General features: G+C 43.9%; 15 protein-coding genes. All 15 read left to right on the top strand.

Features of this window, described 5'->3' with window-relative positions; all coding sequences use genetic code 11:
- The first annotated feature begins 3 nt into the window (after nt 1–3).
- The 15 genes from DET59_RS09845 (at nt 4) to mreD (ending at nt 13,471) form a co-directional block, all read left to right on the top strand.
- Nucleotides 4–1,665 carry a GspE/PulE family protein gene (locus DET59_RS09845; RefSeq protein WP_113969702.1) on the top strand — a complete coding sequence of 554 codons (1,662 nt, stop codon included), beginning with the start codon at nt 4–6 and terminating at the stop codon, nt 1,663–1,665.
- Between the two features lie 9 nt (nt 1,666–1,674).
- The gene (locus DET59_RS09840) at nt 1,675–2,718 is read left to right on the top strand and encodes a type IV pilus twitching motility protein PilT (RefSeq protein ID WP_113969506.1); all 1,044 of its coding nucleotides are present in this window, start codon (nt 1,675–1,677) and stop codon (nt 2,716–2,718) included.
- Nucleotides 2,719–3,930 (top strand): type II secretion system F family protein, encoded by a 1,212-nt coding sequence (locus tag DET59_RS09835; RefSeq protein WP_113969505.1) that lies wholly within the window; start codon nt 2,719–2,721, stop codon nt 3,928–3,930.
- A 111-nt stretch (nt 3,931–4,041) separates the two neighbouring features.
- On the top strand, nt 4,042–4,482 hold the full coding sequence (locus DET59_RS09830) for a type II secretion system protein (protein ID WP_113969504.1): 441 nt from the start codon (nt 4,042–4,044) through the stop codon (nt 4,480–4,482).
- A 1-nt stretch (nt 4,483) separates the two neighbouring features.
- Entirely contained in the window at nt 4,484–5,230 is a 747-nt protein-coding gene (locus tag DET59_RS09825) for a prepilin peptidase (RefSeq protein ID WP_113969503.1), read from the top strand.
- 14 nt (nt 5,231–5,244) lie between these two features.
- Nucleotides 5,245–6,207 (top strand): type IV pilus biogenesis protein PilM, encoded by a 963-nt coding sequence (pilM, locus tag DET59_RS09820; RefSeq protein WP_113969502.1) that lies wholly within the window; start codon nt 5,245–5,247, stop codon nt 6,205–6,207.
- On the top strand, nt 6,207–6,833 hold the full coding sequence (locus DET59_RS09815; RefSeq protein WP_113969501.1) for a PilN domain-containing protein: 627 nt from the start codon (nt 6,207–6,209) through the stop codon (nt 6,831–6,833). The genes pilM and DET59_RS09815 overlap by 1 nt, the downstream gene beginning before the upstream one ends.
- On the top strand, nt 6,830–7,603 hold the full coding sequence (locus DET59_RS09810; RefSeq protein WP_113969500.1) for a hypothetical protein: 774 nt from the start codon (nt 6,830–6,832) through the stop codon (nt 7,601–7,603). Before DET59_RS09815 ends, DET59_RS09810 begins: the two co-directional genes overlap by 4 nt.
- Before the next feature lie 13 nt (nt 7,604–7,616).
- A complete protein-coding gene (locus tag DET59_RS09805; protein ID WP_181778114.1) occupies nt 7,617–8,054 on the top strand; it encodes a type II secretion system protein in 438 nt (145 codons plus the stop codon).
- A gap of 100 nt (nt 8,055–8,154) precedes the next feature.
- Nucleotides 8,155–9,135, top strand: a complete 981-nt coding sequence (locus DET59_RS09800; protein ID WP_113969498.1) for an SPOR domain-containing protein — start codon at nt 8,155–8,157, stop codon at nt 9,133–9,135.
- 186 nt (nt 9,136–9,321) lie between these two features.
- Entirely contained in the window at nt 9,322–9,894 is a 573-nt protein-coding gene (locus DET59_RS09795; RefSeq protein ID WP_113969497.1) for a Maf family protein, read from the top strand.
- Between the two features lie 28 nt (nt 9,895–9,922).
- Nucleotides 9,923–10,633: a RadC family protein gene (gene radC, locus DET59_RS09790; RefSeq protein WP_113969496.1), complete on the top strand. Its 711-nt coding sequence runs from the start codon at nt 9,923–9,925 to the stop codon at nt 10,631–10,633.
- Between the two features lie 253 nt (nt 10,634–10,886).
- Complete coding sequence (locus DET59_RS09785) at nt 10,887–11,894, top strand: rod shape-determining protein (RefSeq protein ID WP_113969495.1); 1,008 nt, start codon at nt 10,887–10,889, stop codon at nt 11,892–11,894.
- Between the two features lie 178 nt (nt 11,895–12,072).
- Nucleotides 12,073–12,960, top strand: coding sequence for a rod shape-determining protein MreC (gene mreC / locus DET59_RS09780; protein WP_113969494.1), 888 nt, complete (start codon nt 12,073–12,075; stop codon nt 12,958–12,960).
- On the top strand, nt 12,950–13,471 hold the full coding sequence (gene mreD / locus DET59_RS09775; RefSeq protein WP_181778113.1) for a rod shape-determining protein MreD: 522 nt from the start codon (nt 12,950–12,952) through the stop codon (nt 13,469–13,471). The genes mreC and mreD overlap by 11 nt, the downstream gene beginning before the upstream one ends.
- The last annotated feature ends 16 nt before the right edge of the window (nt 13,472–13,487 follow it).

Here is a 13,487-nt window from a genome sequence, read left to right as displayed (position 1 = left end):
AAGGTGACCACGATCAGGAAGAGGCTTGGAGACCTGCTGGTTGAAGCAGGGATCATCTCCGCATCCCAGTTACAAGATACCCTGAAAGATAAGGCGAAGGGACAGAAGTTAGGGGATGCCCTGCTTCAAAGAGGATATATTACGGAGCAGCAGTTGATTGAAGTACTGGAATTTCAATTGGGGATTCCCCATGTCAGCCTGTACAGATACCCCTTCGAAACGAACTTATTCCACTTGATTCCTAAAGAATCGGCTAAGCGGAACCTGATGATCCCCCTTAAAAAAGAAGGGGACAGGCTTTTAGTAGCCATGAGCGACCCGCTGGACTTTTACGCAATTGAGGATCTGCGCTTGGCCACAGGCTTTCAAATCGAGACAGCGATTGCAACCAAGGATGATATTCTGAAAGTCATCAATAAGTTTTATGACTTAGAGGATGGATTTGAAGACCTATTCCAGGAGAATCGGGATCAAAATAGGGCAGAAGAAGACACGGTGGTGGATTCCGATTCACCCATCGTCCGATTAGTGAACGGAATCCTTTCGAATGCGGTGACCCAAAAAGCAAGTGATATACATATCGACCCTCAGGAAACCAAAGTCGTCATACGTTACAGGGTGGACGGCATTCTTAGGACCGAAAGAAATCTCCCGAAGCACATGCAAAGTATGTTGATTGCCAGGCTTAAAATCATGGCGAATCTCGACATAACCGAATTCAGGGTGCCTCAGGACGGGAGGATCAAGGTGAATATCGACTTTCATCCCATCGACCTGCGTGTGTCGACACTACCAACAGTCTATGGAGAGAAAATTGTATTGAGGATTCTGGATTTAGGTTCGAGCCTGAATGACCTCTTAAAACTGGGGTTCAACAAGGTAAATCAACAGAGGTTCATGAAGATGATCCAGCAGCCGACTGGGATTGTCCTCATCACGGGACCAACCGGTTCAGGGAAGTCTTCTACTTTATATGCTGCCCTTAATCACCTCAACAGTGAAGAAGTGAACATCATTACGATAGAAGATCCCGTTGAGTATCAGCTGGAGGGCATCAACCAGATCGGCGTGAATCAAAATGTCGGTTTGACCTTTGCGAAGGGGCTTCGGGCCATATTGCGTCAGGATCCAAATATCATCATGGTCGGGGAAATACGGGACAGGGAGACAGTCGAAGTATCCATCCGTGCTTCCTTAACCGGACATCTCGTGTTGAGTACCATCCATACCAATGATTCAATCAGTACGGTGACAAGACTATTGGATATGGGTGTAGAGCCCTTTTTGGTTGCCTCATCACTAAGCGGGGTCGTGGCTCAACGCTTGATCAGGAAGGTATGCCGTGATTGCAAACAAGAGATGCCGGCTACCAGGCGGGAGATTGAGATATTTGCCAAAAGGGGCATGAAGATCGAGACCATCACGAGAGGGCAGGGGTGCTCCTCCTGTAATATGACAGGATATAAAGGTCGGATTGCCATTCATGAGGTCCTCGTCATGAATGATGAAATGAAGAAGGTCATTCTGAACAACGAGCCCTTCTCCAAGTTAAGGGAGCATGCCGTACGGAATAAAACCATTTTCTTAATTGATGACGGCTTGCTGAAAGTAAAACAGGGCTTGACCACGACCGAAGAAGTATTAAGAGTAGCGATTTCAGAGTAGGTGAATGTATTGAAAGAAAAAGTTGATTATCTTCTAAAGTCTGCTTACGAGTTAGGCGCGTCCGATATCCATCTTACTGTCGGCTCCCCTCCAATTTTCCGCATACATGGGGACTTGAAAAGATTCGGTAAGGAGAACTTATTGCCCGATAACACGGAATCCATGGCAAAGGCCATCATTTCTGAAACGATGTATCCGTCTTTTGAAGAAGTGGGTGAACTGGACTTTTCCTATGGAATCCCGGGCGTTTCAAGGTTCAGGGTGAATGCATTCAAACAACGTTCGTGTATATCTCTGGCCATACGTGTCATTCCGACTTCCATTCCAACAATGGAGGAATTGTTTCTTCCCCATGCATTGAAGACGATTGCTGAAAAACCACAGGGTCTCTTCCTTGTCACCGGACCTACGGGGAGTGGGAAATCGACCACACTTGCATCTGTCGTGGATTATATGAACCGAAAAATGAGGAAGCATATCATCACCCTGGAAGACCCCATCGAATACCTGCACAAACACGGGGCATCCATCATCGATCAGCGGGAAGTGGGCTTTGATACAAAATCATTTTCAAAAGGCTTGAGAAGTGCCTTGAGGCAGGATCCTGACATCATCCTTGTGGGGGAGATGAGGGACCTTGAGACCATCCATACTGCCATCACGGCAGCGGAAACCGGTCACCTGGTACTGGCTACCCTTCATACATCCAGTGCCCCGGCCACCATCGAACGGATCGTAGACGTCTTCCCGCCGGAGCAGCAATCACAAATCCGCGTTCAATTGGCATCGGTCCTTGTCGGGATCCTTTCACAGAGGTTGTTTGCCACAGTGGATAAAAAAGGAAGAAGAGCTGCGACAGAGCTCCTCATGAATAATGCAGCGATTGCCAATTTGATTCGTTCCGAAAAAGTCCACCAAATTCAAAATGTCATGCAGACGTCCAAAAATTCTGGCATGCACATCATGAGCGACAGTGTGATGAGGCTTTATGAAAGTGGCATCATTTCAAAGGAAATGGCGTTTCCTTATACCAGAGAGGAGATTCCTCAATAAATGGGACGTTATAAGTACACAGGCAGGGACCAAAAAGGAAAGAAGTCGGGGATCATCACGGCATCATCAAAAAAGGATGCCCTCATCCAGCTAAAAAAGCAGGAAGTAAGGGTCATTGAAATCCTGGAAATGCCTGAGACACTCATGACCAAAGACATAACGATCGGCAACCCGGTGAAATTACAGCATCTTGTTATTTTTCTTCGCCAGTTTGCCACCCTTCTTCAAGCCGGGGTCACAGTGGTTGATTCGACTCATATCCTGGCCGAGCAGACAGAGAGTAAGGCACTCGGTAAAGCCCTAACGGAAATCGAGGATGAATTGCGGGACGGGAACCCATTATCTGAAGCCTTCTCCCGTCACAAGAAGATTTTTGAACCCATGCTGATCAATATGCTTAAGGCCGGGGAAGCGTCAGGCAGCCTGGATGAAACTTTGGAGGGTCTCGCCACTCATTATGAGAAGCAGCATATCACGAAACAGAAAATCATTTCGGCGTTAGCGTATCCAATGGTTGTCGGCGTCATTGCCATCGGGGTCGTGATATTCCTACTAGCTGCCGTTGTGCCGACATTCGTGAATATGTTGACCGATTTCGGCGGCGAACTGCCCGCCATCACAAAGTTTGTCATTGCTTCAAGTGAATTCATGCAAAAGTTCTGGTACATCATCATTTTGTTTTTTGTATTCATTGCTTGCACTCTGGCCATGTTAAGAAGAGACAAACGATCGAAGTATTATCTGGACTATGCCATCCTGAGGATCCCGATTTTCGGGAAGATGCTGCAGAAAGCGGTACTGGCGAGAATGACGAGAACGTTAAGCTCTTTATTTTCAAGCTCAGTCCCAATTTTGCAGGCATTAGCCATCGTCGAAAAAGTGGTGGAAAATGAAGTGGTAGCACGTGTGATCGGCGAATCCCGGAGGTCATTGGAGAAGGGGACGTCCCTTACAGACCCCATGAAACGGCATTGGGCTTTTCCTCCGTTGGTGACCCAGATGATCGCCATAGGGGAAGAGACAGGATCCCTTGACTCGATGCTGGCAAAAGTAGCGGACTTCTACGAAAAAGAAGTGGAGAGTGCGACAGACCGTCTTAAATCACTGATCGAACCACTCATGATCGTCATGCTGGCAGGTTTGGTCGGGACCATCGTCACATCCATCCTGGTACCGATGTTTGAAATATTCAACAATGTTCAAAACTATTAGAAAATACCCTATTAATTTACAAAAAATATGATTTTTTTGTCGGATGAGTGTTGTATACTAGTACTAGATTACTATTTTTTAGAAAAAGATAAATAAACAGGAGGAATTACCATGTTAAAGAAAATGGGTCAAAGGTTGAAAAATGAGCGTGGATTGACGCTTATCGAATTACTGGCTGTTGTCGTTATTTTAGGGATCATTGCCGCGATTGCGATTCCTAGTATTGGCGGGTTGATCAATAACTCGAAGAAGGATGCTCATATTGCGAATGCTCAGCAGATGGTGAGTGGAGCTAGATTGGCGGTTACTGCTGATCAAGCAGCTGTAGGTTCTATCAAGATGGAAGAACTTATTGATAAAGGATATTTGGAAGAGTTTGAAAATCCTTCAGATTCTAAGGGGTATAACCAAAAGACTAGTATTGTTACAATTACTAAAGATCCAGATACCGGTAACTATTCTTACGTGGTTACTCTTATAGGTAAATCGGAATCTACAGAACATATTAACGGCGATCCTGATACAGTGAAACGTGACGTAGTAAATTTATAATATGCTTCAAATATTCCTATTCCTCTACGGTCTCCTCCTAGGCTCCTTCTACAACGTAGTAGGCCTACGGATACCGCTCAAAAAGTCAATCGTCAAACCAAGATCAGCCTGCCCGTACTGCCAGCATAAGCTGACGGTTAAGGAACTGATACCAGTACTATCCTATATCATGCAAGGGGGAAAATGCGCTCAGTGTAAGGGGCGCATTTCTCCTCTTTATCCAATGATGGAACTGTCTACCGGAATACTATTCTTACTTTCTTATACTATGTTAGGCTTACAGACGGAACTGATTGTCGCTCTTACACTTGTTTCCCTGTTCATGATCATCACGGTCAGTGATCTGAAATATATGGTGATTCCCGATAAGGTGTTGTTGTTCTTTTCGGTGCTGTTTATCTCAGAACGAATATTCATCCCTTTAAACCCTTGGTGGGACAGCATTGCTGGGAGCATTACCGGATTTTGTCTGCTTCTTTTGATTGCCATCATCAGCAAAGGGGGAATGGGTGGCGGTGATATTAAACTGTTCGCTGTGATTGGTTTTGTTGTGGGGGTCAAGGTGATGCTTTTTTCCTTTTTCCTCGCTACCCTTTTTGGAGCGGTGGCCGGTATTGCAGGCCTGATGCTCGGCTTTTTCAAAAAAGGGGAACCCATTGCTTTCGGTCCATATATCGTACTAGGAACATTCGCAGCATACTTCTTTCACCAGCCAATCCTGCATTGGTATTTTTCTTTATATAGCTAAAGGGGTTATTCAAGATGTTATCTCGTCTCTTCAATAAGAATAAAAATAAAATCAATATCGTCATCAGTGATCAATGGATTCGATTTGTAGAATTGAAATCTATTTCTCCTTTACATATTCACCATTTTGGAGAGAAACGAATAGCTGACGGGATGATCTCCGATGGCAAAATCATTGAAAAAGAAGCTTTTCAAGTCTTTTTGGAAGAGTGTGTCCTCGATTGGGGGATCAAGAAAAGGGAAGTTCAATTCATCGTCCCGAATACTCAGATGATCATCAGGAAGATGGAGATTTCATCTGATATTGAGGACGATGAGGTGAAGAGCCACTTGTTCCTGGAAATCGGTACGAGTATCCACCTGCCTTTTGAGAATCCGGTCTTTGATGTGGTGGTTGTAGGAAATAAAGGAGACAAGAAAGAGATCATCCTGGTGGCGGCACCGGAAGATATTGTCATGGAATATCAGCAGATCCTGACTGATGCCCATTTAAAGCCCGTTGTGGCGGATATTAGTCCACTTGCCTTTTATCGCTATGTTCACTCATTGGATCTAACTCATAGAGAGGACCATGAAATGCTCCTCTATTTCAATCAGGCTAATGTGACCGTATCCATCTTTCATGATCATCAGCCTGTATTTTTCAGGCCGATCGGGTTGGGGGAGGATCGGGAAGTCGTGGATGATCGAGGGTATCAAAAGGATTTTCACTCACTTCAATTTGATGAAGTGATGAAAGAAATAGACAAAGTGATCAGCTTTTACCGTTATACACTAACAAATGATGAAGCGATGATTAATAAAATATACGTAACCGGTGACCATCCCATGGTAGGGGAAATCCACACCCTTTTATCAAATCGGTTCGAGATAGACATTCTCCAGGTACCAACAGCTGCACGCGACGCCTACACCAATGAAGAACTATCGAGTGCGTTTCTACTCGCCATTGGTTTAGGATTAAAAGAGGTGATATAGTGCTCGTCGATATCAATTTATTACCTCAAAATGAAAAAGGGAGTCGTCAGTGGCTGTATGTGGTTATCGGTGTGCTATCCGTTGGGATCCTTGCTCTTTTTGTTCTTTTTCTGCTGTCTTTCAATATTGGAAAAGACGTGGACGTCCTGACGACGGAATTACAGAGTACCAAGCAGCTAAGGGCTGAAAAAGAACAAAGCATTTCTGATTTTGAATCATCCGATGCCTGGGTACAATTGGAGAGTGCAGTCAGATGGGCGGAAAGCTATCCCATCGATACGGTGCCGGTCTTGAATCACCTGGTCGAATTACTGCCGGAACGGGGTTTCGTGAAGCAATTTACATACGCCGAAGATGGGAGTATCCAACTCTCGATTCAATTTGACACAAGCAGTGAAGCTGCATTTTATTTAACGCATCTGAAGGAATCCCGGTACATTCAGGAAGCGACTTTATTAGCTCTGGCTACAGAAGACATCTCTGAAAATGATAGTCTATCAGCCGTTAATACGGAAACCATCTTACCAAGGTATATAGGTCAATATGAAGTAACGTTAAATAGAGTAGAGATAAAGAAAATGGAAACAGAGGAAACTTCCGATGAGCAGGGAGGCGATTCGGAATGAATGTACGATTCGAGAAAAAAGAATGGTTACTGATCAGTACATCCATCGTTATGGCAGTTTTTCTTATCCTTGGGGGAGTATGGTTCTACTATCTACCCGTGAAAAATCAGAAAGAAAGTCTGCAGAATGAAATCAAAACGGAAAAGAAGCTGATTGAAGCATTGGATTCTAAGATTTCTTCCATTAAACAGGCTTCCTTTGAAAATTCCAGTTCACTGCAACAAAAGGTTCCGGTCAAACCTCTAACTCAGCAGCTGCTTATCGATCTGGAAAAAGCAGAAATCGTCTCGGACAGTTTCATCACAAGCATTGAATTTACGGAAGGTGCCGTCGATCTTCCTGCAACTGAACCCATGGGCGCAGGGGATGATGTGTCCGGAGCGGGTGCTGAAGGAACTGAAGAAGAAGGCACTGAAGTGACCCCGGCACCTGTAGTGGTCCTTCCACAAGGTCTTCAAAAACTGACAGCCACGATTTCTGTAGAGGCAAAGAGCTATTTCGAGATAGAGGAGTTCATCAATAAACTAGAAGAGCTGCATCGCATCGTGGAAATAGAACAGATTTCTTTCAGCGGACCGGCTGAATTACTGCAATACCAAGCTGAATTCGAAAATATTCAATTGAATTTAGTCGTGTCCGCCTTTTATTTACCTGGTTTAGTAGAACTTGAGAAGGAGCTGCCGAAGCTCGATGCACCCCTGCCTTCTAACAAAAAAAATCCTTTTCAGCAGTTCCCTGAACAAAAGTCAGAAGAACTAGATATCAATTAAAGGTTTGATGATAATGCGTGAAAATGAAAGAGGATATACGCTTGTAGAATTGCTTGCTGTTATCGTGATCTTAGGGGTCATAGCCGTCATTGCTGTATTGGCGATAAACAATCTGATTGAAAAATCAAAGAAACAGGCGTTTGTGGCAAACGCCCTTACGATGAAAAGTTCAGCGCAATACTATGCGAAGGATGCCATGCTTCAAGAAAAGGTAACGGGTAAGATTACGTATAAAGAATTGGTAGATGCTCAATTGATTGAACCGATCTTGGACCCCCATTCCAAAACAGTCATGGCGCCGGATGAATCCTCTTATGTTTTGGCTGACGGAGAGAGTGTGATATCCATTTGTTTATTGGGGGAAGAGTATAATCTATGTACAAATGGAAACGGAGTTAAAGAAGAAATCCCGTTTTCTACCCTTTCTATTCAATCACTGCAGAAAAACTAAAAAATTTGACGAAAACCTATTAGGACAAGACGACAAAAGTCTTGTTCTTTTTTTTATTGGATGTGATAGCATGGAAAAAAATAGATGAAGGAGGGTGGCGATGATGAATAATAAAAGAGACAAAGATAAAAAGATATCTATTAAAATTAATGGTGAAAAAACAAATTTTGACGAAGATCTTCTTGTTTATGATTGGAAGTTAAGTGAGTCTGAAGCAGCTGCCGGGGAAGAGGCGGAAGACAATGGGTTCGATTGGATCCTTCCCGACGATGAGGAAGCCCAACCTCCTAAGGAATATAAGAAAATCAATTATGTGTCAGGGAACAAGAAGAAGCGCAAGTCTTTCAAGAATCCTTTTCAGGACTCTGTCAATCTTCTAATGTCCATCATTGGTGCCGTGGTGGTGGGAGCGGTGCTGGGATTCGGCACGCTTAAAGTCATTACGACAACAGATGGTCCTTCGGCTCCTGCGGCAACGCTTCAAGATACGACAGCAGAAGGAAATACGGAAGGGAAGCAGTCTGTATCGGCTGTTGAATTACAGGATTTCTCCACCTCAATCGTTCAAGGTGGTGTTTATTCGACAGAGGAGCAACTAAATGCCATGCAGGATAGTTTGTCAGCAAAAGGCTTTTCTCATGCAAGTGTGGAGAAGGACGGGCAATTCTTCTTATTTCTGGGTGTAGCGGGGGATCTTGAAACGGCCAAAAATCTTGGGAGCAAACTCAAAGACCAAGGAGTCGAGGTGTACGCGAAGGATTTTGTTCTCGGTTCTAAGGGAATCAACGCCTCTAAAGAAGAGAAAACGTTTCTTGAAAAAGGGAATGCCCTCTATAGCACAATCGCGCAGGCGAGCAGCAGTGGTGTGGTCGGGGGGACCCCTGATGATGCAATCATTCAAACCATTCAATCCGGAGTGAAGGAACTGGAAGGAATCAAGGTGGGTCAAGAGTCCATCGCTTCCATGAAAGAGAACTTGGTCAAAGCAGGGAATCTCGCGGCGGCGATGAAGTCCCCGGAGGATGCCCAGAAGGTTCAGGAAGAGCTGTTATCCTACCTGCAACTTTACAGTGGATTATAATTTCGACCGGATTAGACTATTTTCTAGGAAATAATCCTTTACCGAAAATAGAGCCTCTCTCATTTTGTCAGATTTATGCTTCCTGACCATAAGAGTGCCGGCTCTATTTTTACTTGTTTAAAGAGGCGGAATTTGGTAGTATATTCATGTATCTCCCAATTTCTACCCTGAAAGGATTGGTATGGTGTGTCCAACCTCATACTCGCTTCACAATCTCCTCGTCGAAAAGAACTTCTGCAACAAATTCAACTTTCTTTTTCCGTTATCAGCTCTACTGTAGAGGAAACTTTTTCATCTGATTTATCGCCCCATGAAGTCGTGATGTATCTTGCCCGCAAAAAAGCGAAAGAAATCTCGAATCAATACCCCACTCACTATGTAATCGGTTCAGACACCGTCGTAGCGAAGGATGATCTGATTCTTGGTAAACCGGAATCCAAAGAGGAAGCGAAAGAAATGCTATCCATGCTTTCCGGTTCTACCCATTCTGTCTACACGGGGGTTGCCATTCTGCGTGGTGACGTGGAGGAACTCTTTTATGAAAAAACGGATGTGACGTTTTGGGAGTTGACTTCTAAAGAGATCGACGATTATATTGCATCTGAAGAACCTTTTGATAAAGCCGGTTCATATGGTATTCAAGGAATCGGAGCGAAATTTGTCAAAGAAATCAAAGGCGATTATTTCTCCGTCGTTGGCTTACCCATCTCACGAGTGAATCGTGTTTTACTTGAAATGGGCTATCTTCAACCAGAGTGACTCCCAAGCGTACGAATAGGAGGAACCAATGGTTAAAACAATACCCCAGCATGAAGAAAACAGGCTGATGATCCGGGATTTCCCTCAAGATGAAAGACCTCGGGAAAGATTGATCCAAAGTGGGGCAGCAAGCCTGTCCAATCAGGAGCTCCTGGCTATCTTACTCCGGACCGGTACGAAATCCGAATCTGTTCTGCAACTGTCCAACCGTCTGCTCAATCACTTTGATGGATTGAATCTATTAAAGGATGCTTCCCTGGAAGAGATTACGAAAACGAAGGGAATCGGCCTTGCAAAGGCGGTTCAAATCATGGCCGCCGTCGAATTCGGTCGAAGAATCAGCAACTTGGCTTTTGACGACAGATATAGCATCCGTTCCCCCGAAGACGGAGCCAATTATGTCATGAACGACATGAGATTTTTGGCCCAGGAGCATTTTGTATGCTTATACCTCAACACAAAGAATCAAGTTCTCCACAAGCAAACCATCTTTATTGGAAGTCTGAATGCTTCCATCGTGCACCCCCGGGAGGTCTTCAAGGAAGCCTTCCGACGATCCGCCGCCTCGATCATTTGTATCCATAACCATCCATCGGGAGATCCGACTCCAAGCAGAGAAGATATAGAGGTCACAAAAAGATTAGTAGAATGTGGTCGAATCATTGGTATTGATATACTCGATCATCTTATAATAGGGGAGAAGAAGTTTATCAGTTTAAAGGAAAAAGGGTATTTATGACACTATGATTTTTTTCCTGGTTGCGATATAATTAAGCTTATGATTTTTACAAACAATATGGTGATTCTATATAACGCAGTCTTTGAAAAAAGAGAGTCATTCTTCAAGGGAATGAGTCTTTTCGTTATGCATGAACGAACAATTATTGTGACGAAAATTACGAGGATAGAGAGTGATTGGACAACTCTCCTGTGAAAACACATATAAAACGTTAAAAACCAGCCAATTTGTATCAGAAAGGGAGATACCATTCATGTTTGGAACGAAAGATTTAGGGATTGATTTAGGAACAGCTAACACATTGGTGTACTTGAAAGGCAAAGGGATTGTCGTTCGCGAACCTTCTGTTGTAGCACTTCAAACAGATAACAAGCATATCGTTGCAGTCGGAAATGATGCTAAGAACATGATCGGTAGAACACCGGGGAATGTCGTGGCTCTTCGCCCGATGAAAGATGGGGTCATCGCAGACTACGAAACAACAGCCACGATGATGAAGTATTACATAAGACAAGCGACGCGTAATAAAGGAGCTTTTTCCCGAAAGCCTTACGTCATGGTTTGTGTACCTTCAGGCATAACCGGTGTTGAAGAAAGAGCGGTCATCGATGCAACAAGACAGGCAGGAGCAAGGGATGCTTACACGATCGAAGAGCCGTTTGCCGCTGCAATCGGTGCAAACCTGCCAGTATGGGAACCGACAGGAAGTATGGTCGTAGATATCGGTGGAGGAACGACGGAAGTAGCCATCATCTCTTTAGGAGGGATTGTGACAAGTCAGTCGATCCGTGTAGCCGGGGATGAGATGGATGATGCCATCATCAACTATATCCGCAAAACGTATAACCTGATGATCGGGGACCGTACAGCGGAGACGATCAAAATGGAAGTCGGTTCTGCCGGTGACTCTGAAGGAATCGAAGCCATGGAGATTCGCGGACGTGACCTTCTGACCGGTCTTCCGAAAACGATCGAAGTAACGGCGATTGAAATTGCATCTGCTCTTCGTGATACCGTATACACGATTGTCGATGCCGTTAAGAGTACATTAGAGAAAACACCGCCGGAACTCGCAGCTGACATCATGGACAGAGGAATTGTGCTGACAGGTGGAGGGGCGCTTCTTCGTAATCTTGACAAAGTGATCAGTGATGAAACGAAAATGCCGGTCCTCATTGCAGAGGAGCCTCTGGATTGTGTGGCAATCGGTACAGGGAAAGCCCTCGACCACATCCATCTCTTTAAAAATCGAGGAAAATAATTAACAATAATAGATAGTGAATAATGAATGGGGGACGTTTCCTTAAGGGTGCTTGGTTGGCCTTAAGGTCGGCCCCATCTTTTTTCGAGCAACCATGAATATTTTGACGAATGATATCAAAAACAAGCGATTTTTGATATAGTATTTACTAGAATGAGAAAAGGTTGAGGTGTACATCATGCCACAATTCTTCCTGAATAAACGTTTGATCATTCTGCTCGTCAGTGTCATCGTCCTTGTGGGATTAATCGGATTTTCTCTGCGGGAGCGAGATGCCATCAGCTGGCCTGAGCAGTTTGTAAAAGATATGGTAGGATTCGGACAGTCATTGGTTTCAAAACCTGTTAACTATGTAGCCGGAGTTGTTGAAAACGTTCAAGATCTTCAAAATACATACACAGAAAACGAAAAATTGAAAACGCGTTTAGATGAATTAGTGAAGCTTGAAACAAAGGTGAAAGACCTGAAACAAGATAATAATGAATTAAGGGCAGTCCTTGAAAAGAAGGAAGACCTTCGTGCCTATAACACGATTCAAGCTACCGTCATTGCAAGGAATCCTGATCGCTGGCAAGAGCTCCTAACGATTGATAAAGGAGAAGTGAACGGGATTAAATCAGACATGGCCGTCATTTCATCGGCTGGATTGATCGGAAAGATTAAAAGCGTAAATGAATTTTCATCTACGGTTGAATTAATTTCCACCAATAACACAAAAAACCGGATTTCCACTGTGATACAAGGGAAAGAACAAGATATAAACGGGTGGATCGAAGGGTACGACAGTGATAAAAAAGAAATTTTGGTTAAACGGATTTCCAACGATATGAAAGTCGACAAAGGCTCTAAAGTGATGACCTCGGGACTTGGAGGCGTATTTCCTAAGGGGCTGGTCATCGGTGAAGTGAAAGAAGTAAAGCCGGATCAATACGGATTGACTCAAACGGCATATGTAAAGCCTGCTGCTGATTTCTATCACCTGGAGCACGTCATGGTCATCGACCGTGACATTCAGGGTGTGACGGAAAAGGAAGCGGATGCTGAGGAGGATGGCAATGATCAGTAGGCTCCTCCTTCCGTTTATGACTCTGCTTTTCTTTTACAGTGAGAGTTTATTTGTTCATCTTTTTCCAAATGAAGAGTGGTTCGATCAGAAAATCATTGTTCCACATTTTCTGATTATTGTGCTGTTCTTTATTTGTGCGTTTTATCAGTACCGCACTGCCCTGCTTTATGGTTTCATCTTTGGCTTTCTATTTGATATTTACTACACAGAGATCAATGGCATTTACTTAGTGCTCTTCCCATTTGTCATCTTTTTATCCCATCAGATGATGAGGATCCTACATAATAACCTCTTTGTATTGGGAATGATTTCACTTGTGAATCTTTCCGTCTTGGAGTTTTTGGTGTATCAGATCAATTTAATTATCCAACGGACTGATTTGACGTTCATGCAGTTCGTGGACTGGCGTTTGTGGCCGACATTGGTCCTTAATGTATTGTTTTATATAGTTGTGGCATTTCCACTCAGGAACTATCTTCTCCGAAAACGGAAAGAGTGGCTGGATGAATAAATTCTATTAGTAATTT

It is taken from the genome of Rossellomorea aquimaris (genome assembly GCF_003315075.1).
Taxonomy (GTDB): domain Bacteria; phylum Bacillota; class Bacilli; order Bacillales; family Bacillaceae_B; genus Rossellomorea; species Rossellomorea aquimaris_C.
The sequence above is the reverse complement of the archived record's forward strand: the minus strand, read 5'-3'. Positions and strand labels throughout refer to the sequence as shown.